Raw genomic sequence first — 21,163 nt, 5'->3', positions numbered from 1 at the left:
CAAACCGTGAAGCTGACACTCACATCATCGGAACTCGAAAGCCCCTAGTGAGCCGATATGCTGCGATCAGACGCCGATGCGCCCAAACCGCCCGCATATCCCTTCATCAATTCAATTGTCAAAGAGCACCAGACAAAAAACAAGCCGAACGCTGTAACTCCAGCGCCGTCCCGCCTCACATCCAGATCGTATGTCGCGCTGGCTTTCGCCACCGCTTCCGAACCCGACCTTCCGCTTTCCAGCGTCCCGTCGTCTTCGGTGAGGCGGTATTTACGGAAGGGTGCGGAAAGCCGCAAGAGGGAAAGTGACAGCGACATGACGATTTTTTCGGCAACTCAAGAAAAACTGGGGCTGAAAGGGTCAGGCGGGCCGGATTTCGCTTGGCCGTTTCGCGGATCGTCGCAAAGATTGCGTCCTTCCGGCGGCGCGCGGGGCGAATCCCTGCCCCCGCGCACCGTTCCGGCGACTCGCCCCCTGCCCCTGCCCCTTCCCCTGCCCGCCGTCAGGCGAAGGTTTCGGCCGCATAGGTGATGCGCCCGCCTGCGATCGTCAGGGCGACCGGCGTCGCGCCGATGGCATGGGGCGGGATCGCCTCGATGTCGCCGTCGATCAGCACCAGATCGGCCGCCATCCCCGTCCGCAAGGTGCCGGTGATATCGTCGAAATGCGCAGCCCATGCCCCGCCTGCGGTATAGGCGTGCAGGGTTTCCATCAGCGAAAGCCGCTCGTCCGTCGTCCCTTCGAAGGGCACGCGCGTCAGCCCGGCCTGAATGCCGCGCATCACCGACACGTCGGTCACGGGCCAGTCGCTGGCATAGGCGACCGGCGCGCCCGCATCCTTGAGGCTTTTCCACAGATAGGCATCGCGCCAGCGGTCGCGGTGATAGACCGTCTCCATCGTATTCAGCGGAAAATCCATCACGCCGGGCGGATGCGGCGGCTGGATGCTCGCCGTGATCCCCAAGGCCCCGAGGCGCGGAATATCGGCGCGGTCGATCAGCTCGATATGTTCGATCCGGTGGCGCATGTCGTGCAGCCCGTTGGCCCTTGCGGCGGCCTCGTACCCGTCGATGGTCTGGCGCACCGCGCCGTCGCCGATGGCATGGACGGCGATCTGCAATCCCCTGCGGTCGATCTCGGCACAGATGGCGTCGAACCGCCCGGGCGGGAACAGCGGCGCGGCGCGATGCCCCGGAACCCCGGGATAGTCGTGCAGCATATAGGCGGTGCGGCTGTCCACCACGCCGTCCATGAACATCTTCACGAACCCCGAACGCACCCAGTCGCCGTTGAATTCGGCATGCATGGCACTGGCGCGCTCCAGTTCCGACAGGTCCATATGCGGCTTCATGTGGAAGGGCACCTTGACCCGCGCCGTCAGCCGCCCCTGCGCCTCGAGCGCCGCCAGAAGCGCGCAGGTGTAGCGGTTGCCGTCCATGTTCACCATGCTGGTGATGCCATGCGCCGCGCAATGCGCAAGCCCTGCGGCCACCTTGTCGAGATCGGCGGCAAAGGTCGCGGCATCCGGCCAGGGGTCGGGCTCGCCACCTGTGGCGATGCCAAGCTGCAGATGCGACTCGCCCCCGAGGGCCAGCACGGGGCCAAAGGCCTCGAACTCGCGCAACTCGCCCGTGGCGGTGCCGTCCGGCCCCATCACCACCTCGTGCCCTGCCGGCATCTGCGCCCCCCGCAGGATGCCCGCCTGTTCCAGCGCCATCGTATTGGCCCAGACCGTATGGTGGTCGGGCGACATCATGGCGATGGGCTTGTCCGCGATGACGCGGTCAAGGTCATGCCGCGTGACGGCTGCACCCAGAATGTCATAGGCGGCCCCCTGCGCCATCAGCAGCCTGCGCTGCGGGTTCCGGGCGGCATAGTCCAGAAAGGCCGCCTTCAGCGCCGCGAACCCCGTCACGCCACCGATCTGCAACTGCACCAGCTCGGCCCCGCCCAGCACCAGATGCAGATGGCTTTCGACGAAACCGGGAAGCAGCGTCCGCCCTCCGGCATCGATCACCCGCGTCTTCGGCCCCGCAAGTGCCGCAACCTCGGCCCCGCCGACCGCCGCGATGCGCCCGCCACGCAGGGCCACGGCCTCGGCTCTGGGCCGCCCCGCGTCCATCGTCAGCACCCGCGCATTCGTTATCACCAGATCGACATCCATTCCTGCACCCGTGTTCATCTTTGTCCAAATACTCTGGGGGGTGCGCCGCAAGGCGCAGGGGGGCCAGCCCCCCTATCGCCCCGCCGCCAACCGCTCGGCCATCACGCACAAAAGCTCGAACATGATGGACACCCCCAGCCATGCCGTCCCCCCCGAGGCGTCGAACGGGGGCGAGACCTCGACCAGATCGGCCCCGACGATATCAAGCCCGCGCAAGGCCCGCACCACTTCCAGCGCCTGCCACGAATTCGGGCCGCCCACCTCGGGCGTGCCGGTGCCGGGGGCAAAGGTCGGGTCGACGAAATCGATGTCATAGGTGACATAGGTCGGCCCGCTGCCGACGATGGCGCGCGCCTCGGCCATCACATCCTCGACCCCGCGGCGATGGAAATCGCCGATGGGAATGATGGTGATGCCGTTCGCAGCGGCGAAATCCCAATCCTCGCGCCCGTAGGCCGTGCCACGGATGCCGATCAGCACATAGCGCCTCGGGTCGATCAGCCCCTCCTCGACCGCGCGGCGGAAGGGCGTGCCGTGGTTGTAGCGGCTGGTTCCGAAATAGATGTCGTTCAGGTCGGTATGGCTGTCGAACTGGATCATACCCACGGGGCGCGCCTTGGCGACCGACCGCAGGATCGGCAGGCTGCAAAGATGGTCCCCGCCCCCCGTCAGCGGCAGGATGCCCGCCGCCACCACGCGGTCGTAAAACGCGGTCATCCGCGCCATGCTGTCCATCAGGTCGCCGGGGTTGGGCGAGACATCCCCCAGATCGGCGCAGCGCGCCAATTCGAAGGGGGCCACCCATGTCGCCCCGTTCTGCGCACGGATCATGGTCGACAGGTCGCGCAATTGCCGTGGCCCGTGGCGCGGGCCGGGACGGTTGGTCGTGCCGCCATCCCAGGGCGCGCCGATCAGCCCGATCTGCACCTCGGCCAGCCGCGGATCATTCAGACCGACATGGGGCAGCCGCATAAAGGTGGGTATGCCCGCGAATCGCGGCAGGTCGAACCCCGATACCGGACGGAAAAAGTCGTTCCCCAAACCACCTGTCATGCGTCGTCCCTGCCTTGCGCTGATTCTCGGCGCCATCAAACCCTGCCCGCCCCCCCTTGTCAGGCCCAGAAACGACCCGCGGCGGCGGGCATCCCGCGACAGGCCTGCCGCAATTCTCGGGCAGACGGCCGCCTGCGGCCCACCCGCCCCTTGACCCGTCGCCCCCCTTGCCGCCTTATCGGGCGCAACGCGAAAGGCAGTTCCATGTTCAGCAAGACCGATACCCCCGCCCCCACCCCGCGCCCGACCAGCCCGAACGCGGCGAAATCGGTGCTCGGCTCGGACCTCGTCATCACCGGAGACGTGACCTCGACCGGTTCGGTGGAAATCCACGGCCAGCTTGACGGCAATCTCAACGCCCGCGGCCTCGTCATCGGGAACGAAGGTGTCGTCAACGGCACGGTCAGTGCCGAAACACTCGAGGTCAAGGGCAAGCTCGACGGTCGTGTCTCGACCGAAAACCTCACGCTGCGCGCCTCGGCCGTGGTGCAGGCAGACATCACCTATGCCGCGACCAGCATCGAAAGCGGCGCCGTCATCCAGGGCCGTTTCACCCTGGCCAAAAAGGCCTGACCCGCGCGGCGCGGCTCAGCGCGGCGGGATGGAATAGGTCAGTCCGGCCCGCGCCACGGGCTCGGGCTTGCCCTCCGAATAGACCAGCACATCCCCGACGGCGAGCGTGCGGCCCAGTTTCAGCAGCCGCGCCTCGGCCAGAACATCGCGCCCCGCCTCGGGCTTGCGCATGAAGTCGATGCTGCAATTCGTGGTCACCGCAAGCGCCACCGGCCCAAGGCGCGACAGAATCGCCAGATACATCGCCACATCCGCAAGGGCAAAGAGCGCAGGCCCCGACACCGTGCCACCGGGCCGCAGATGCCGCTCCTGCGCGACAAGCCGCAGGCAAACACCCGTCTCGTCTGCCCGTTCGACACGGAAATCGTCTGCCACCTGCGCGAAATCGCGGCGCAGGAATGCCGCCAACGCCGCCTTGTCCATCACCAACGCCAATCTTTCCTCCCTCGGCCCGCCCGCCTATGCTTCGCCAAAGCCGAAGGAGAGCGCAATGACCGATCCGATCCTGACCCGCCAAGACGAGGACGGCGTCGCCATCCTGACGCTGAACACCCCGGCCAGCCTCAACGCGCTGTCCGACGCGATGATCGCGGCCCTCACCGCGCAATTCACCGCCCTCGCCAGCGACCGCCGGACCCGCGTCGTCATCCTGCGCGGCGAAGGGCGGGCCTTCTGCGCGGGCCACGACCTGAAAGAGATGCAGGCCGCCCGCGCCGCCCCCGACAAGGGAGCCGCCCATTTCAAATCGCTCTTCGACCGCTGCGCGGCCATGATGCAGATGATCCCCGCCCTGCCACAGCCCGTCATCGCCCAGACCCACGGCATCGCCACCGCGGCAGGCTGCCAGCTTGCCGCCTCCTGCGATCTTGTCACCGCAGCCACCGGCACGCGCTTCGGCGTGAACGGGGTCAACATCGGCCTTTTCTGCTCGACCCCGATGGTCGCCCTCACCCGCAAGGTTCCCCCCGCCGTGGCCTTCGAGATGCTGACGACAGGCGATTTCCTGACAGCCGAACGGGCGCGCGACGCAGGTCTTGTCAACCGCGTCTTCCCCCCCGAAACGCTGGACGCAGAGACCCGCGCCCTCGCCCTCCAGATCGCGGGCAAGCTGACCGCGGCGGTCAAGATCGGCAAGCGCACCTTCTACGACCAGATTGGCCTGCCGCTTGATCAGGCCTATGCGCAGGCGGGGGCCGCTATGGTGGAAAACACGCTCTACCGCGACACCGCCGAAGGGATCGCGGCCTTCCTCGAAAAACGCAAACCCGACTGGGCGTAAGCGGAATGTGACGCACATTCCGCAACGGAAAATGACGCATTTTCCGGCGCTGCCGCCAGCCGCCGGAATTTGCGTCAAATTCCGTCGCGAAGTCTGCGCCAGACTTCGCTTTACTTCCCGAACTTGCCCTTCAGCGCATCGGCAAAGGCATTGCCCCCCGCCGCGCCCCCCTTTGGCCCGACCGACCCGCTCCCCGCCTTGACGGGTTGCGCCTTCTGCACCGGCCCGCGTTCGCGCACCGCCTCGCGGGCAGCGCCGCTGTCGCTTTTCATGGTCAGACCGATGCGCTTGCGCGCGGCATCCACCTCGACCACGCGCACCTTGACCACATCCCCGGCCTTCACCACGGCATGGGGGTCCTTGACGAAGCTGTCGGCCAACTGGCTCACATGCACCAGCCCGTCCTGATGCACCCCGATATCGACAAAGGCACCAAAGGCCGCCACGTTGGTCACCGTGCCTTCCAGCAGCATCCCCGGTTTCAGATCGCGGATCTCGTTCACCCCTTCGGTAAAGGTCGCGGTCTTGAACGTGGGTCGCGGGTCGCGGCCGGGCTTTTCCAGTTCGGCCAGAATGTCCCGCACCGTCGGCAGGCCGAAACGCACATCGACAAAGGCCCGCGGGTCGACCGCCTTCAACGCTGCCGCATCGCCCATGAGGCTGCGGATATCCCGCCCGCAAGCGGCCACGATCTTGCGCGCCACATCATAGGCCTCGGGATGCACCGACGAGGCATCGAGCGGCTCCGCCCCGCCCGCGATGCGCAGGAAACCCGCCGCCTGCTCGAATGCCTTCGGCCCCAGCCGCGCCACCTTGAGAAGATCCTTCCGCGTCCTGAACGGCCCGTTCGCGTCGCGGTGCCCCACGATGGCCTCGGCCAGCGACGGGCCCACCCCGGACACCCGCGCCAGAAGCGGCGCCGAGGCCGTGTTCAGATCCACCCCCACGGCGTTCACCGCATCTTCCACCACCGCCTCCAGCGACCGCCCGAGCCGGCCCTGATCCACGTCATGCTGGTATTGCCCCACGCCGATCGACTTCGGCTCGATCTTCACCAGTTCCGCCAGCGGGTCCTGCAAGCGCCGCGCGATGCTCACCGCCCCGCGGATCGACACGTCAAGGTCTGGAAACTCCTTCGCCGCAAGCTCCGAGGCCGAATAGACCGACGCGCCCGCCTCGCTTACGATCACCTTCACCGGCTTCTCCGCCCCCGGCAGCACCGCCAGCAGGTCCGCCACCATCTTCTCGGTCTCGCGGCTCGCCGTGCCATTGCCGATGGCGATCAGTTTCACCCCGTGCTTGGCGATCAGCTGCGCCAGCGCGACCTGCGCCCCGCGCAGATCGTTCTTGGGCTGGAACGGATAGACCGTATCGGTCGCCAGCACCTTTCCGGTGCCATCCACCACCGCGACCTTCACCCCCGTGCGGATGCCGGGGTCCAGCCCCATCGTGGCCTTGCCCCCCGCCGGCGCGGCCAAAAGCAACGCCTTCAGGTTCATCGCAAAGACGCGGATCGCCTCTTCCTCCGACCGCTCGCGCATCTCGGCCATCAGGTCCAGCGTCAGCGAGGTGCGTATCTTCACCCGCCACGCCCATGCCGCCGCATCGCGCAACCAGACATCCCCTGCCCCGCGCCCGCCCGCCGCCAGCGCCGCCCCGCAGGCCCGTTCCGCCACGCTCTCGCCCCGCGCGGCCTCGGGCTCGACGTCAAGATCAAGCGACAGGAACCCCTCGTTCCGACCCCGCAGCATGGCCAGAACGCGGTGCGACGGCGCCGTCGCCCAGGCCTCGGAATGTGCAAAGTAATCCGAGAACTTCGCCCCCTCGGTCTCTTTCCCCTCGATCCCCTTGGACACCAGCTTTGCCACCTGCTTCATATGCGCACGCAAGCGCCCCAGCAGGTTCGCATCCTCGGCCAGACCCTCGGCCACGATATCCCGCGCACCTTCAAGCGCCGCCTTCGCATCCGGCACGGCGTCGCAAAGATATCCTGCCGCAAGCACCGCAGGCTCGGCCATCCGGTCGGCCAGAATCGCATCGACCAGCGGCTGCAAGCCGTTCTCCCGCGCAATCATCGCCTTGGTCCGCCGCTTGGGCTTGTAGGGCAGGTAGATGTCCTCCAGCTCGGCCTTGGTTCCGGCCTTGACGATCTGCCCTTCCAGCGCCTCGGTCAGCTTGCCCTGTTCGCGGATCGACGACAGGATCGCCGCCCGCCGCGCCTCGAGCTCGCGCAGATAGGCCAGACGTTCGGCCAAGGTGCGCAGTTGCGTGTCGTCCAGCCCCCCCGTCACCTCCTTGCGATAGCGCGAGATGAAGGGCACCGTCGCCCCCTCGTCCAGCAGCCCGATCGCGGCCACCACCTGCCCCGGCTGCGCCCCGATCTCGGCGGCGATGACATGGGGAATACGGCGAAGGCTGTCTGCGGACATCTGGGGCACCTCTTGCGACTCGAAGCAGGCTGAACCCATACAAGCCCCCCCGCCCTGCGCCAAGACGGCATCGCCCGCGCGCGCTTGGTCTTTCAGCCTTGGCCAAATACTCCGGGGGTCCGGGGGCTGGCCCCCGGTCCCGTGGTCTGCGTCCCGTGGTCAGGTCGGCAGACCAAGGACGGTGAACCGCCACCCCCCGAACACCCCTGCCCCGCCCGCACCGGCACCGGCACCGGCACAGGCACGCCGACAACCTTGCCGAAAGCCGCCATCGGCCATAGCCTGCAACACAGACCCCGACGCCCCCGCGCCCCGATACCGCCCGCAGGCCCGAACCGGACCGCAGGGCAAACCCTTTCCCGTCCCCCGAACGGACAGTGCCATGACCCTCTCCTCCGACCCGTGCCAGGCCGACCACATCGGCGAACGCCCCTTCGCAGGCGATGCGACATCCGCCGCCGACGTAAGCGCATGGCGACAGGCCGAAAGGCGCCGCCTGCGGCAGGAACGCGCCGGACTGACCCCTTCGATGCTGCAAAACATCTCCGAACGCATCATCGCAACACTGCAAGACCTTCTCGCCCCCTTCGATCCCGCAACCCTGACCATCGGCGCGTCCTGGCCCGTCAGGGGCGAACCCGATCCGCTGCCCCTGCTGGCCCATCTGCGCAGCCAAGGCGCGACCCTTGGCCTTTCGGTCTGCGTCGACCCGCCCGAAGCGATGCGCTACCGCCTCTGGACCGCTGGCACCCCTTTGGAGCCCGGCCTCTGGAACCTGCCGGTTCCCCCCGCCCCGTCAGGCGAGATACGCCCGAACCTCGTGCTCGTTCCTCTCCTCGGCTGGGACGGCGACGGCCACCGCCTCGGCTTCGGCACCGGCTATGTCGACCGCACCCTTGCCCGAAGTCCGCAGGTCTATGCCATCGGCTTCGGCCTTCAATCGGCGCGGCTGTCGACGATCCACCCCCTGCCCCATGACCGCGCGCTCGACCTTGTCGTTACCGAATGCGGCATAGAGGCAGGCAGGCGCCCCGCACCATCCGGCCTTGGCCCCGTGCGCGACCCGCACTAGGCTGAAGCCCTTAGCCCGATTTCCCGACCGCAACCGGACCCGTCATGCCCCCGCCCCTTCGCGTCGCCTCATGGAACATCCACAAAGGCGTAGGCGCGGACCGCCGCCGCGATATTTTCCGCACGGCCGAGGTGATGCAGGAACTCTGCCCCGACATCCTCGCCCTGCAAGAGGCCGACCGCCGCTTCGGAGACCGCGCGGGGCTTCTCGACCTCGAACATGTCCGCAGCCAATGCGGCCTTGTCCCCGTCCTGCCCGAGACCCCGGGACCGTCGCACGGCTGGCATGGCAACCTGCTCTTCCTGCGCGAAGGCCGGATCGAGCGGATCCACCCGCTGAACCTGCCCGGCCTCGAACCGCGCGGGGCGCTCTTTGCCGACCTGACCGTCGGGGGCATCGCGCTCAGGGTGATCGGCGTCCACCTCGGCCTTCTGCCCGCCTCGCGCCGCGCGCAGGCCCATGCGCTGCTCGACCATCTGTCGCGCCTGCCCCCGCGCCCGACGCTGCTGATGGGCGACATGAACGAATGGCGCACCGGCCCCAACGCCTCGATCGCGGCCCTGTCGCCGCACTTCCACGCGCCATCCCCCGTCCGCAGCTTTCCCGCCCGCCTGCCCGTCCTGCCGCTCGACCGCATCATGGTAAGCCACGACGCCTATCTGACCGAAGCGCGCGTCCATGACACGCCGCTCGCCCGCCGCGCCTCCGACCATCTGCCGATCACCGCCACGCTCACCTTGCCCGACCCGCAATGCTGACACAGGTCGCGCTTGGCTTCGGGCTTCTGGCGCTTGGCCTCTTCGTCGCCTCGCTTCTGGCCCTGCGCTCCTACACGCGCTTTGCCAAAAAGGCGCGCGGCCCTGTCAGCAAGGCGCTGCCACGCACGGGGCCAAAGCTGCCGCTCGACGACATGCTCGATCCGCTTCTTGCAGCACGGGCAGGGCAGAACGGCCTTGCCAACATCCTCGGGCACCGGCAGGCCTTTGCCGCCCGCGTTCACGCCGCCCGCATCGCGGGGCGCAGCCTCGACCTCATCTATTACATCTGGGCAACCGATACCTCGGGCTGGCTGCTGCTGGGCGAATTGCTCGACGCCGCCGACCGCGGCGTGCGCGTGCGCCTGCTGCTCGACGATGTGAACGTGCAAGGCTTCGACCTCGCCTTCCTCGGCCTCAACCAGCACCCCAACGTCGAGGTGCGGCTGTTCAACCCCGTGCTGAACCGCGGCCACTGGCTGCGGCGTTCGGTCGAATTCGGCCTCGGCCTCTCGCGCTTCAACCGCCGGATGCACGGCAAGGTCTGGATCACCGACGGCCGCCTCGCCCTTCTCGGCGGGCGCAACATCGGCGACACCTACTTCGGCGCGCCGGGTTCGGACGCGCGCCTGTCGCATGACGCCGACATGGTGCTGGCAGGCCCCTTGGTGCAATCGGTGGAACAGGTCTTCGACACCTACTGGAACATGGGTCTTTCCCTGCCCATCCTGACGCTCTGGCGCTCGTTCCGCATCAGCATGGCCCGCTACCGCCGCCGCGTGGCGCGGCACGTGAACGCGCCCCTCTCGCAGCAATACCGGACCGAGGCGCTTTCGGGTCATACGGCCGAAAGCCTTCTGGTCACGCCGCTGCGCTTCACGCCCGATGTCACGCTTCTGGCCGACCCGCCCGAAAAGGCCTTTGGCCGCCGCAAGGGGCCGTGGCTTCTCGACAGCATCGAAACCCTGCTGTCGACGGCAAAGTCCGAAGTCCTTCTGACCACGCCCTATTTCGTGCCCGGACGCCCCGGCCTTGCCATCCTGACCGACCTTGCCGCGCGCGGCGTCGCGGTGCGGGTGCTGACCAATTCCCTTGCCGCGACCGATCTTTTCACCGTCCACGCCGCCTATCGCAGTTACCGCGTGCCGCTGCTGGCCTCGGGGGCCGCGCTCTACGAATTCGCGCCGCCACGCGGGGCCAGACGCAAACGCGCGCTCCTGCACTCCAAGATCTTCGTGGTCGATGGCGAACAGGCCCTCGTCGGGTCGCACAACTTCGACCTGCGCTCGGCCTATATCAACATCGAACTCGGCCTGCTCTTTCGCGAACCGGTCCTCGTCGCCGAACTGCGCGCGCTGTTCGAACACCAGACAGGCCCGATCAACGCCTTTTCGGTCACGCTGGAAAACAACCGCCTGCACTGGAACATCGCCAAGGACGGCCGGCCGGGCCGCGAAAAGGCCGAACCCGAAGCCTCGCTTTTCCGGCGCATCGCATCGGGGCTGATGGCCCGCCTGCCGCACGACTGGCTCTGATCCGGCCTCGCGCCGAGACAGGCGCGGCAACGGGCCGCTAGCGCAATTTGCCATCCGGTCAAATTTTCTTGCTTTGCGGCAAAGTCTCGCGCAACCATACCAAAGTGGGTTTTACCATACACCCCTTCGTACAGGTGCGCGGGCGTGTGATCGGCTTCGGGGACACTGAATTTGCAAAGCGATGATACTGCGGGCAGCACTGCCCCGAAATCTGTTGCGCCGATGGCAACCGCACTGACCGGCACGCACGGTCACCACCGGCGTCTGCTCAGCGCGCTGACCTACACCCAACAGGAACGCAGGCTGGCGCTCGACCGCCGCCCCGGCGACGGCACGCCGGAAACATGGTTCCTCGGCCCCAAGGGCGAGAATGGCGATTTCCTGAAATCCCTCGTCGCCCGCGCCATCGACCATGCGATCGACTCGCGCAAGCAATACATGCCGCATGACCCGCCGATCTACCCCGAAAGCCGCCGCCCGGGCCTGCGCTTCTCCGAGGAATTCATCACCAAGCGCCTCGACGATGTGCTGCTTTACCTGCGCGGCTCGGTGCCGCTGTCAAGCCATCGCAACCTGTCGCATATGTATTGGGACCAGTCCCTTCCCGCGATCACGGGCTATATCGCGGGGCTGCTCTACAACCAGAACAACGTCGCCGCCGAAGCCTCGCCCACGACGACGCTCTTTGAAATCGAGGTCGGCAACGACCTGTGCCGGATGCTCGGCTACAGCCTGCCATCGAACGACCAGATCACGGGCGGCGCGGTAAAGCCCTGGGGCCATATCACCTGCGGCGGATCGGTCGCCAATGCCGAAAGCATCTGGGCCGCGCGCAACCTGAAATACCTCGCCCTCGCCCTCGCACAGGCGATCCGGCAGGAAGCGCCCCTTGCCGCCGCGAAGAACATCACCGTCCGCACCCTGAACGGCCAGCGCCACCGCCTGCTCGAACTCGGCCCGTGGCAACTGCTCAACCTGCCCATCGACGAGGTGATCGCCCTCGCCCCCCGCATCTCCAAGGTGGGCGGCATCAGCCCCGCCGATGTCGAAGCCGCCCTTGCCCTGCATTCGGTGCAAAGCCTCGGCCTCGTCACCTTCCACCGCCGCTACCTGCCCGACACATCGCCACCGCTTCTGATCACCCCCGCCACCGCGCATTACTCCTTTCCCAAGGGCATGGCGCTTGTCGGCCTTGGCCGTGAACAGCTCCACCCCGTGCCTGTCGACCTTGACGGCCGCATGGACACCGTGGCCCTGCGGGCGATCCTCGACCGCTGCCTCGACGATCAGGTTCCCGTCATGCAGGTCACCGCCGTCATGGGCACGACCGAGGAAAGCGCCGTCGATCCCCTCGCCGACATCATCGCCCTGCGCGAGGAATACCGCGCTCAGGGCCTCGAATTCTCGGTCCACGCCGATTGCGCATGGGGCGGCTACTTCGCATCGCTCCTGCGCGAGACCGAGGTGACACCCAACGCCATCACGGCCCCCGCCGCCGAAGCCGCAGCCGCCGCCTCGGCCTCGGCCTCGGCCGCCGCCGCGGGCGACAGGCACAAACCCCTTGCCGCCACCCCCACCGACGCCTCGGCGCTCGAGTCCGATCCGTGGAGCGTTCTTCTCGCCGGACCCGACCCGAAATCGCCGGGCATGATGATGTCGGAATACGTGCTGCGCCAGTTCCTCGCCCTGCCGCAGGCCGATACGATCACCGTCGATCCCCACAAGGCGGGCTTCATCCCCTATCCGGCGGGGGCCCTGTGCTACCGCAACGGCGCGATGCGCGATGTCGTGGCCTTCACCGCCCCCGTCGTCTACCACGGCGGCATCGACCCGACCGTCGGCGTCTACGGCATCGAAGGCTCCAAACCCGGTGCCGCCGCCGCCGCCGTCTACATGTCTCATCTCGTGATCCGGCCCGACCGTTCGGGCTATGGCGACCTGCTCTCGCGCTGCATCTTCAACTCGAAACGCTTCTACGCCTCGCTCGTCGGCCTGTCCGGCCCCTGCTTCACCGTGACACCCTTCCAGCGCCTTCCGGTCGAAAAGACCGCAGGCTGCACCCCTGCCGACGTCGCCGAACAGCGCGCCTATATCGCCAACCACATCGCCCCCCTGACCAGCGCCGATCTGGCCGGGGCGATGCTGGACGACCCCAACCTTTTCGCGCTGTTCCGCGATATCGGGCCGGACCTCACCATCACCACCTATGCCTTCAACCTCGTCACCGCGAACGGTCCCAACCGTGACCTCGCGCTGATGAACGAGATGAACGACCGCATCTATCGCAAGCTGTCGCTGCAATCCTTCAACGGCGGCACCATCCCCACCGCGCCGATGTTCGTGACCTCAAGCCAGTTCACGCCCTCGGGCTACGGTCAGGGCTTCGTCGACACCTTCGCAACCCGCGCAGGCGTCACCCCGGCAGCGGGCCTGCCCATCAGCTTCCTGATCTCGACCGTGCAGAACCCCTGGCTCGGCGAGGCCGACGGCGGCCACCTGACCACGCTGATGAACGCGCTTTTCGACACCGCGACCGAAGCCGCGCAATTCGTCATGGCCCGCCACGGCCTGACCCCTCCAGACGCATAAGGCACGCCCCATGAACCACCCCAAAGACTGCGCCTGCGACCATTGCAACCCCAAGGGCGAAGGCCACCACGGCCATCATGGCCACTCCATGACCAAAGAGGACATGCTCGAGCCGCGCATCCACAACATGCCGCACCAGCATGCCTTTACCCTTGTGGGCCACGAGACGATCTTCGCCGTCCACATGACCCAGTATTATATGGAAGAGCACAAGTATCAGCTCGTCTTCGAACTGGGCCTGCCCGACGATGTCCTGACCCGCCTGCGCAAGGCCCGCCGCCAGAACCCGAAGGACTGGTTCATCCTCTCGAACGAGGAAAGCGACGAATTCGCCATCCCCGACATCGCCTCGGGCCGCAAACCCACCTATCGCGGGCAGATCTTTCAGGGACTGCCCCCCTTTACCGAACGCGACGAGGACAACCCCCATTTCTACCCGTGGAGCAGCGACCGCTGCATCCCGCTGATCGAGAATTTCGACGCCGTGGTGAAGCGCGTGGTGATGTTCCGCCCCTTTGCCCATAACGCCATCCAGCCCGACCACGCCACCTACCTGATCTTCGGCAAGGGCGACGAGGCGCATATGACCAACCTGCAAACCGGACGCCTTGCCGGAACCCGCTTCGACGCCCCCGCCTTCGGCCCCGACTACGACCATGTGCTGAGCTTGCGCGAGCGCCCCAAGGGCTTTTCGGAATCGCAGATCGAGGCGGGCATCGTCGCCTCGCTTCCGGCACTCCGTCTCCGCCCCGCCTCGCATGACGGGGTGGAACGCATCGGCCCCGAAAACTGCGTGCCCGGCCACTGGCCCTTCAAGCCCGGCGCGCATCTGACCATGCTCTATCGCGGCATGCTTCCCGCCTTCACCGTGATCGCGGGCGAAAGCTACCTCTTCGGCACCGCCGTCTCCTCCAGCCCCGAAACCCTGCGCCCCGACCAGTCGGCGCTGGATGTTTCGGTCACCCCCGACTCCCTTTTGAAGAAACCGTAACGAGGACCACATGACCGAACTCGCAAAACAGGATGGCAACACCGAACTCTGGTACACCGTCTTTGCCCAAGGCCACCCCGTCCTCGCCTCGAAACAGCGCCGCTATTCCATGCTTCCCGGCGCGCCGCGCTGCAAACTGTGCGAGGCGCCCTTCGGCGGCGCGGGCGGTTTCGTGATGCGGATGACGGGGCTGCACCAGTCGAACCGGAACCCGCATTACTGCAACAAATGCGACGGGTTCCTTGGCGCCTTCCCCGGCGGGGCCGAGGTGCCGATGGCCATGATGATGATCGACATCCGCAATTCGGTGGAACTGTCCGCCAAGACCAGCCCCAAGGATTTTGCCCGCCTTGTCATGGCGATGCGCTCGGATGTTCACGAACTGCTCGACAAGACGGACGGCTTCGTCCTCGAATATCAGGGCGACAGCGTCTTTGCCGTCTGGCCCCCCGGCTTCGTCAACGGCAAGCATTGCGAAAAGGCGATCCAGGCCGCCGAACTCGCCGCGCGCATGACGGCCAGACGCAGCCACCAGATGGCCGACGTGGGCATGGCCGTCCATACCGGCACCGTCTACATCGGCACGGTTGCCGATGTGGCAGGCAACATGTCGGGCATCAGCGCCTTTGGCTATGACGTCAACCTTCTGGCCCGCATGGCAGGCGCCGCCCGCCCGGGCGAGGTGCTGGTTTCGGCCGCCACCTATCAGGGCGCGGGCCGCCCCGTTCCCGCGCAGACGCGACAGCTCGAAAACCTCAAGGGCATCGAAAACCCGCCCGAGGTCGTCTCGCTCGGCCAACCGCTGCTTCACGCCTAGGCGCAATACCGCCCCCTTGGCCGGAACCGGTGCGGGGGGCGGCATTGCCGCTTGGCAGCGCCGCCCCGCCCCCCTAGCCTGCGGCAGGATCAGGGGGACGATGATGGACCAGAGCGACTACCTTTCCCACGATGCAACCGGCCTCGCCGCCCTCGTCCGCAAGGGCGAGATCGCACCGCACGAGCTGACCGCCGCCGCAAGGGCGCGGCATGACGCGGTCAATCCCGCCCTCAACGCGGTGATCGAATTCTACGACGACGCCGAAACCCTGCCCGATGGCACCGGCCCCTTCGGCGCTGTGCCCTTCCTGCGCAAGGACATCGGCGCGACCGAGGCCGGACGCCTTCAGGAATGCGGCAGCCGCCTTCTGCGCGGCAACCGGTCCGACCATGACGGCCATTTCATCACCCGCGCCCGCAGCGCCGGGCTAAAGATCGTGGGCCGCAGCGCCGTGCCGGAATTCGCCTTTTCCGGCTTCACCGAAACCCTGCTGCACGGCATCACCCGCAACCCGTGGGCGCCCGACCGCACGGCGGGCGGATCGTCGGGCGGAGCGGCCTCTGCCGTGGCGGCAGGCATCGTGCCCATCGCCCATGCCTCCGACGGCGGCGGCTCGATCCGCATTCCCGCCGCCTGCTGCGGTCTTGTCGGGCTGAACCCCTCGCGCGGGCGCGTCTCGGGCGGGCCTGACGGGCAAGACGCGCTTTTCGGCCTTGCCCGCGCCTTCGTCCTGTGCCGGACGGTGCGCGACATGGCCTTGGCGCTCGACGTGTTTTCCGGCCCCGAAGCGGGCGACCCCTTCCTGATCCCGCCTCCGGCCCGCCCCTTCCTTGCCGAACTCGCCCAACCCGCGCCGCGCCTGCGCATCGGCATCGCCCGCAGCGCATGGGGGGCGATTGCGCTGGACCCCGAAGTGCTTGCCACCCTTGACGCCACCGCCGCCACCCTGTCCGCCCTCGGTCACGGCATCGAGGAAATCGCCTCGCCCGTCGACCCCGAAGACATCGCGACCGGCGTCATGGGCGCCTTCAACCTCGGCCTTGCCACCCTGCCCGCGCTGGCGCGCAAACTGGGCCGCCCGCTCGACGACAGCACGCTCGAACCCGTCACGCTGCGCCTTTTGGAGCAGACCCTTGCGATGACACCCGCCGACATCATGCAGGTCTTTGAAACCCTGCGCCGCGTCCGTCTGGAAATTGCAACCCGAACAGCAGGTTACGACGTTCTCCTTACACCGACCCTGCCTGTCACCGCCCCCGAACACGGCCTGTTTGCCACCACCCGCCCCGACCTTACGGCCGCTGGTTACGGACAGGGCGACACCAGCCTTTTCACCTATCTCGGCCCCTTCAACGTCACGGGCCAACCCTCGGTCAGCCTGCCCTTGGGGCAAAGCGCGGCGGGCATGCCCATCGGCATCCAGATCGTCGGCCCCTTCGCGGGCGAGGCCCTGCTCCTCCGCCTTGCGCGCGATCTCGAACAGGCCATGCCCTGGGCTGCCCGCCGCCCGCCCCTTGCCACGGCATGACGTTGCGACACCCGCCCTTGCGGGTGGCGGCGGCGCGGCGCACCTTGTGACTGCCGCTCCGATCCGTCAGCCCCGCCCCAGTTCCAGACCCAGTTCCAGACCCAGCCCCAGACCCGGCCCCGAAACCGAACCCGAAGGCCCCGCATGACCCAGCAGCCCCGCCCCTCTCTTGCCGCCCGTCTGCTGCAAGGCACCCTGCGCCTGATCTTCGCCACGCTCCTGCGCCCGCGCATCACGGGGCTTGAAAACCTGCGCACCCCCGGCCCGGTGATCTTTGCCGCCAACCATCAAAGCCTGCTCGACGGCCCGCTGCTGTTCTCCATTCTCGGCCCCACCGCCGCCTTCGCGATGACAAGCCAATGGGCCGACCGCCCCTTCATGCGCCGCGTCGCGCGCCTCGTGCCGATCCTTGCCATCGACCCGACCAAGCCGATGACCGTCAAGACGCTGGCCCGCCGCATCACCGCAGGCCAATCCTGCGTGATCTTCCCCGAAGGCCGCATCACCGCCACGGGCGCGCTGATGAAGGTCTATCCCGGCACCGCATGGCTGGTGGATCAGGCCGATGTGCCCGTCATCCCGATCCATTTCGAAGGGCTGGAATTCTCGCGCCAAAGCCGGCTCAAGCGCGGCTATCCCCGCCGCTGGTTCCCCCGCCTGCGCGTCCATGTCGGCGCGCCGCAGCGGCTGGTTCTGGACGGGTCGCTCAAGGGCAAGCTCCGCCGCGAAAGGGCGGCGCAAATGGTGGGCGACATTCTCGAAACCCAGCGGTTCGTGGCGCTGAACCGCTACGACACCCTGCCGCAGGCGCTGGCCGACACGCTTGCGACCTATGGCGCCTCGCGCCTCGCGCTGACCGACCCCACGGGGGCAAGCCTGACGCTCGGCCGCCTGCACCTTGCCGCCGATGTGCTGGCCCGCAGGCTGCAACCGCTGCTCGCGGGGCAAAAGACCGTGGGCGTTCTGCTGCCCACCGCCGCCGGCGTGCCGGCCGTGCTGCTGGCGCTCTGGCGGCTTGGCGTGACGCCTGCCATGCTGAACCCCACGCTCGGCCCCGGCCCGATGAAGACCTGCCTCGCCACCGCAGGGGCGACCACGGTGCTGACCAGCACGGCCATGATCGACCAGATCAAGCTGCACCCCGTGATCGCCGACCTCGAAGCCGCAGGCACCCGCGTCCTGCGCACCGAGGACATCCGCGCCGGCGTGACGCGCGAGATGAAACTCCGCGCCCTGCTCTCGTCCCGCTTCGGTCCGGCGCGGCACGGCACGCCCTTCGGCGCGCCGCTGACCCGCGACACCCCCGCCGTGATCCTCTTCACCTCGGGGACCGAGGGCGCACCCAAAGGCGTTGTCCTGTCGCATGGCAACATCCTCGCCAATATCGCCCAGTTGCGCGCCCGGACCGACATCAACGCGGGCGACAGCATCTTCACCGCCCTGCCGGTGTTCCACTCCTTCGGCCTGACGGCGGGCATCCTGCTGCCGCTCGTGGTGGGCGCACCCGTGGTCGCCTATCCCTCGCCGCTGCATTACCGCATCATCCCCGAAACCGCCTATTACCACATGCCGACCATCATCTTCGGCACCGACAGCTTCCTGTCGGGCTGGGGCCGCCGCGCGCATGACTACGATTTCGCCAGCCTCCGCGCCGCCATCGCCGGGGCCGAGCCGATCCGGGACAGCACGCGCGAACTCTGGTCGCGCCGTTTCGGCGTGCGCATCCTCGAAGGCTACGGCGCCACCGAAACCGCCCCCGTCCTTGCGCTGAACACACCGATTTCCTCGCGCAACGGCAGCGTCGGCCGCCTGCTTCCCGCCATCGAAGCCCACCTCGACCCGATCCCGGGGGTCGAGGCCTTCCGCCTCTCGGTCCGTGGCCCGAACATCATGCAAGGCTACATCCGCGCCACCGCCCCCGGCGTGATCGAACCGCCCGAAGGCGGCTGGTATGACACGGGCGATGCCGTGACCCTCGACGCCGAAGGTTTCCTGACGATCAAGGGCCGCATCAAACGCTTTGCCAAGATCGGCGGCGAAATGGTCTCGCTCGCCGCGGTCGAGGCCTTGGCCGAACGCACTTGGCCCGACCTCTCTGCCGCGGCCATCGCCCTGCCCGATCCGCGCAAGGGCAACCGCATCCTTCTGGCCCTCGCGACCGGAAACAGCGGCAAGACCCCCGAAATGGCGCAGCTGAAAGCACAGGCCAGAACCGAAGGACTGGCCGAGATCATGCTTCCCGCACGGCTCGAGGTGATGCACAAACTGCCGATGCTCGCGTCAGGAAAACCCGACTATCCGGCCCTGACCCGCGCTTTCGCCGATCCTGCCTGATCCTGTCAGACCTGATCCTTGGCGTTCCCATCCTTGATGACGGGCGCCTGCGGGGCCGGAACCTCGCCAAAGAACCGCATGGCGGAACTGTATTGGGCATAGACGCGGTCCGACCGCTCTTGCCGTTCCGCCTCGGTCGTCGCGGGCACCGAAGGCTCGGGTTCTGTCGGGGGTGTCATTCGATGCGCCTCGCATTCCAAGGGAAGCGGGAAGCCTACGCCATTGCGGCCCTTTGCCCTAAACACCATCCGGTGATGCGGCGGCACCCCGCCCTTCCTCCCATCCCGCAGCCCCCCGCATCAGGACAAGATCGGCATCGGCGCGAAAGGTCCTGTCCGCCTGCGCGCGGTAATGCGTCAGCACCACCCCTCCGGGCACAAGGCGCAGGCTGTTGAACGCATTGCCATCCCCCCGCACGCGATGCGACAGGCAGGTCCCCGCCTGCACCGACAGGATACCCGGCGCCGCCGCAAGCGGTGTGGCATAGGTCGAATGCAGATGCCCCGAAAGCACCATGTCCACCCCCGCATCGACCAGCGCAGGGATCGCCGCCGCCGCCCCGCGCAACGCGGGCGGCTCCGAGGGCGGGCCTTGCAAGGGGTGGTGCAACACCAGCACCCGCCGCCGCGCACCCGCCGTCGCGCAGACCTCGGCCACCCGCTGCAACTGCACCGCCCCGATCCGCCCGTTCTTCCACGCCATCGGGTCCGCCGTGTTCAGCCCCAGCACCAGCATCGCGTCATTCACGAACAGCGGTCCAAGCTCCGGCCCGACCGCCCGCCGCCAGCGCCGCCACGGATCGACCAGCCGCAGGCCGATGTTCCACAGCGGCACGTCATGGTTTCCCGGCACCACCAGAACGGGCGCGCGGCATCCCGCCAGCAGCCGCATCGCCGCCGCATATTGCCCGGACCGCGCCCGCTGCGTCAGATCACCCGACAGCACCACCAGATCGGGCGCCAACCGCGCGACCGCCGCCAGCAAGGGCTCGACCAGATCGGGCCGCTCGGCCCCGAAATGCGGGTCCGACAGATGCACGATCACGCTCATGCCCCGATGCCTCCGGTGGCGATGTCCGCGACCTTCGCCCCGGGCAGCACCACGGTCAGCCCCTCGACCACCCGGAATTCAAGCGGTGCGCGCAGATGCAGCCGCTCTCCGTCCAGCGCCACCAAGGGGCGGCGGCTCGCCGGAAAGACCGTCATGTCCCCCGCATAAAGCATGTCGATCTCGGCTCCGGCCCTCGCCCGCCGCAGGCCCAGCTTGGCCACGGCTTTCAGCATGTGCCAGCGGCTCCCCTCGCGCAGAAGAAAGACGGCAAAACGGTCGGCGCTGATCGCATCGGCCCCCTGCAAGCCGTAATGGTCCAGCTGGAACGCCGATCGCGCCACGAACATCAAGGGCGAGCGCAGGTCATGGCTCTGCCCGTCCGCGCGGATCACCATCCGCTTGGTCGCCTGCACCCGCACCAGCGTCAGGAACACCGTCCAATAGGCCAAAAGCCGCGACCGCCCGAACCGCGCGTAAACCCGTTCCCGCGCCTGCAGGATCAGCGGATAGACGCCAAGGCTCGCATTGTTCAGGAACACCCGCCCGTTCACCGTGCCGATGGCGATGTTGCGCGGATACCCGCCCAGAATGGCGCGCGCCGCCGCCTCGGGATCGTCGGGCAAACCAAGACCGCGCGCAAAGAAGTTGAACGTGCCCAGCGGCAACACGGCCAGGGCCGCATCCTTTCCCAGCAGCGCCTGCGCCACGCCATTCACCGTGCCGTCGCCCCCTGCGGCGACGATGGTGGTAAACCCCTCTGTCAGGGCGCGCGCCACGGCATCGCCCAGCGCCTCGCCCTTGTCCCAATAGCGCAAGGTGGCGGCAGGCCCGAAAACCTGCATCACCCGCCCCAGCGCCATCGCATCGCGGGCATTCCCGCCCGAGGCCGCATTGGCCATCACACAGATCGTCGCTGGATCAATCGGCATTCGGCGGCACTTCCCTTCGTTCAGGGGCGCAACGCATCGAACAAAGCCGCGTTCCCCTCTTGGAA

At 67.7% G+C, this 21,163-nt stretch carries 18 protein-coding genes; 10 read left to right on the top strand and 8 right to left on the bottom strand.

What is annotated here, in order from left to right; genetic code table 11:
* Positions 1 to 44: 44 nt before the first annotated feature.
* The 3 genes from H7F16_RS15510 to H7F16_RS15500 form a co-directional block, all read right to left on the bottom strand.
* Positions 45 to 317 carry a hypothetical protein gene (locus H7F16_RS15510; protein WP_185798520.1) on the bottom strand — a complete coding sequence of 91 codons (273 nt, stop codon included), beginning with the start codon at positions 315 to 317 and terminating at the stop codon, positions 45 to 47.
* A gap of 185 nt (positions 318 to 502) precedes the next feature.
* Positions 503 to 2,182, bottom strand: a complete 1,680-nt coding sequence (locus H7F16_RS15505) for an amidohydrolase (RefSeq protein WP_241741466.1) — start codon at positions 2,180 to 2,182, stop codon at positions 503 to 505.
* Between the two features lie 54 nt (positions 2,183 to 2,236).
* A complete protein-coding gene (locus H7F16_RS15500; protein ID WP_185798519.1) occupies positions 2,237 to 3,217 on the bottom strand; it encodes an agmatinase in 981 nt (326 codons plus the stop codon).
* A gap of 204 nt (positions 3,218 to 3,421) precedes the next feature.
* Here H7F16_RS15500 and H7F16_RS15495 point away from each other — a divergent pair, with 204 nt between their 5' ends.
* Positions 3,422 to 3,790 carry a bactofilin family protein gene (locus H7F16_RS15495; RefSeq protein WP_185798518.1) on the top strand — a complete coding sequence of 123 codons (369 nt, stop codon included), beginning with the start codon at positions 3,422 to 3,424 and terminating at the stop codon, positions 3,788 to 3,790.
* A gap of 15 nt (positions 3,791 to 3,805) precedes the next feature.
* On the opposite strand, the gene H7F16_RS15490 is transcribed toward H7F16_RS15495, so the two are convergent.
* The gene (locus H7F16_RS15490; RefSeq protein ID WP_241741465.1) at positions 3,806 to 4,225 is read right to left on the bottom strand and encodes a PaaI family thioesterase; all 420 of its coding nucleotides are present in this window, start codon (positions 4,223 to 4,225) and stop codon (positions 3,806 to 3,808) included.
* A 55-nt stretch (positions 4,226 to 4,280) separates the two neighbouring features.
* On the opposite strand from H7F16_RS15490, the gene H7F16_RS15485 reads away from it, so the two are divergent.
* Complete coding sequence (locus H7F16_RS15485; protein ID WP_185798517.1) at positions 4,281 to 5,069, top strand: enoyl-CoA hydratase; 789 nt, start codon at positions 4,281 to 4,283, stop codon at positions 5,067 to 5,069.
* A gap of 110 nt (positions 5,070 to 5,179) precedes the next feature.
* On the opposite strand, the gene H7F16_RS15480 is transcribed toward H7F16_RS15485, so the two are convergent.
* The gene (locus H7F16_RS15480) at positions 5,180 to 7,498 is read right to left on the bottom strand and encodes a Tex family protein (RefSeq protein ID WP_185798516.1); all 2,319 of its coding nucleotides are present in this window, start codon (positions 7,496 to 7,498) and stop codon (positions 5,180 to 5,182) included.
* A 382-nt stretch (positions 7,499 to 7,880) separates the two neighbouring features.
* Here H7F16_RS15480 and H7F16_RS15475 point away from each other — a divergent pair, with 382 nt between their 5' ends.
* From H7F16_RS15475 to H7F16_RS15440, 8 genes are all read left to right on the top strand, one after another.
* Positions 7,881 to 8,570 (top strand): 5-formyltetrahydrofolate cyclo-ligase, encoded by a 690-nt coding sequence (locus H7F16_RS15475; protein WP_185798515.1) that lies wholly within the window; start codon positions 7,881 to 7,883, stop codon positions 8,568 to 8,570.
* A gap of 44 nt (positions 8,571 to 8,614) precedes the next feature.
* Positions 8,615 to 9,328 carry an endonuclease/exonuclease/phosphatase family protein gene (locus H7F16_RS15470; protein ID WP_185798514.1) on the top strand — a complete coding sequence of 238 codons (714 nt, stop codon included), beginning with the start codon at positions 8,615 to 8,617 and terminating at the stop codon, positions 9,326 to 9,328.
* Positions 9,322 to 10,860, top strand: a complete 1,539-nt coding sequence (locus tag H7F16_RS15465) for a phospholipase D-like domain-containing protein (protein ID WP_185798513.1) — start codon at positions 9,322 to 9,324, stop codon at positions 10,858 to 10,860. The genes H7F16_RS15470 and H7F16_RS15465 overlap by 7 nt, the downstream gene beginning before the upstream one ends.
* 222 nt (positions 10,861 to 11,082) lie before the next feature.
* Positions 11,083 to 13,449: a pyridoxal phosphate-dependent decarboxylase family protein gene (locus H7F16_RS15460; protein WP_185798512.1), complete on the top strand. Its 2,367-nt coding sequence runs from the start codon at positions 11,083 to 11,085 to the stop codon at positions 13,447 to 13,449.
* Between the two features lie 10 nt (positions 13,450 to 13,459).
* A complete protein-coding gene (locus H7F16_RS15455; RefSeq protein ID WP_185798511.1) occupies positions 13,460 to 14,440 on the top strand; it encodes a hypothetical protein in 981 nt (326 codons plus the stop codon).
* 10 nt (positions 14,441 to 14,450) lie between these two features.
* Entirely contained in the window at positions 14,451 to 15,257 is an 807-nt protein-coding gene (locus H7F16_RS15450) for an adenylate/guanylate cyclase domain-containing protein (RefSeq protein WP_185798510.1), read from the top strand.
* 100 nt (positions 15,258 to 15,357) lie between these two features.
* Positions 15,358 to 16,785 (top strand): amidase, encoded by a 1,428-nt coding sequence (locus H7F16_RS15445; protein ID WP_206682608.1) that lies wholly within the window; start codon positions 15,358 to 15,360, stop codon positions 16,783 to 16,785.
* Between the two features lie 144 nt (positions 16,786 to 16,929).
* A complete protein-coding gene (locus H7F16_RS15440; protein WP_185798509.1) occupies positions 16,930 to 19,119 on the top strand; it encodes an AMP-binding protein in 2,190 nt (729 codons plus the stop codon).
* Between the two features lie 5 nt (positions 19,120 to 19,124).
* Here the strand turns inward: H7F16_RS15440 and H7F16_RS15435 are convergent, their stop codons facing one another.
* Genes H7F16_RS15435 through H7F16_RS15425 form a run of 3 tightly spaced genes read right to left on the bottom strand, consistent with a single transcriptional unit; the run spans position 19,125 to position 21,098 of the window.
* Positions 19,125 to 19,298, bottom strand: coding sequence for a hypothetical protein (locus H7F16_RS15435; RefSeq protein ID WP_185798508.1), 174 nt, complete (start codon positions 19,296 to 19,298; stop codon positions 19,125 to 19,127).
* A 58-nt stretch (positions 19,299 to 19,356) separates the two neighbouring features.
* Positions 19,357 to 20,169, bottom strand: a complete 813-nt coding sequence (locus tag H7F16_RS15430) for a metallophosphoesterase family protein (RefSeq protein WP_185798507.1) — start codon at positions 20,167 to 20,169, stop codon at positions 19,357 to 19,359.
* A complete protein-coding gene (locus tag H7F16_RS15425) occupies positions 20,166 to 21,098 on the bottom strand; it encodes a diacylglycerol/lipid kinase family protein (RefSeq protein WP_185798506.1) in 933 nt (310 codons plus the stop codon). The genes H7F16_RS15430 and H7F16_RS15425 overlap by 4 nt, the downstream gene beginning before the upstream one ends.
* Positions 21,099 to 21,163 lie beyond the last annotated feature (65 nt).

It is taken from the genome of Paragemmobacter straminiformis, assembly GCF_014243445.1.
GTDB classification, from domain to species: Bacteria; Pseudomonadota; Alphaproteobacteria; order Rhodobacterales; family Rhodobacteraceae; genus Paragemmobacter; species Paragemmobacter straminiformis.
This window is presented reverse-complemented; position numbering and strand designations above follow the sequence as displayed.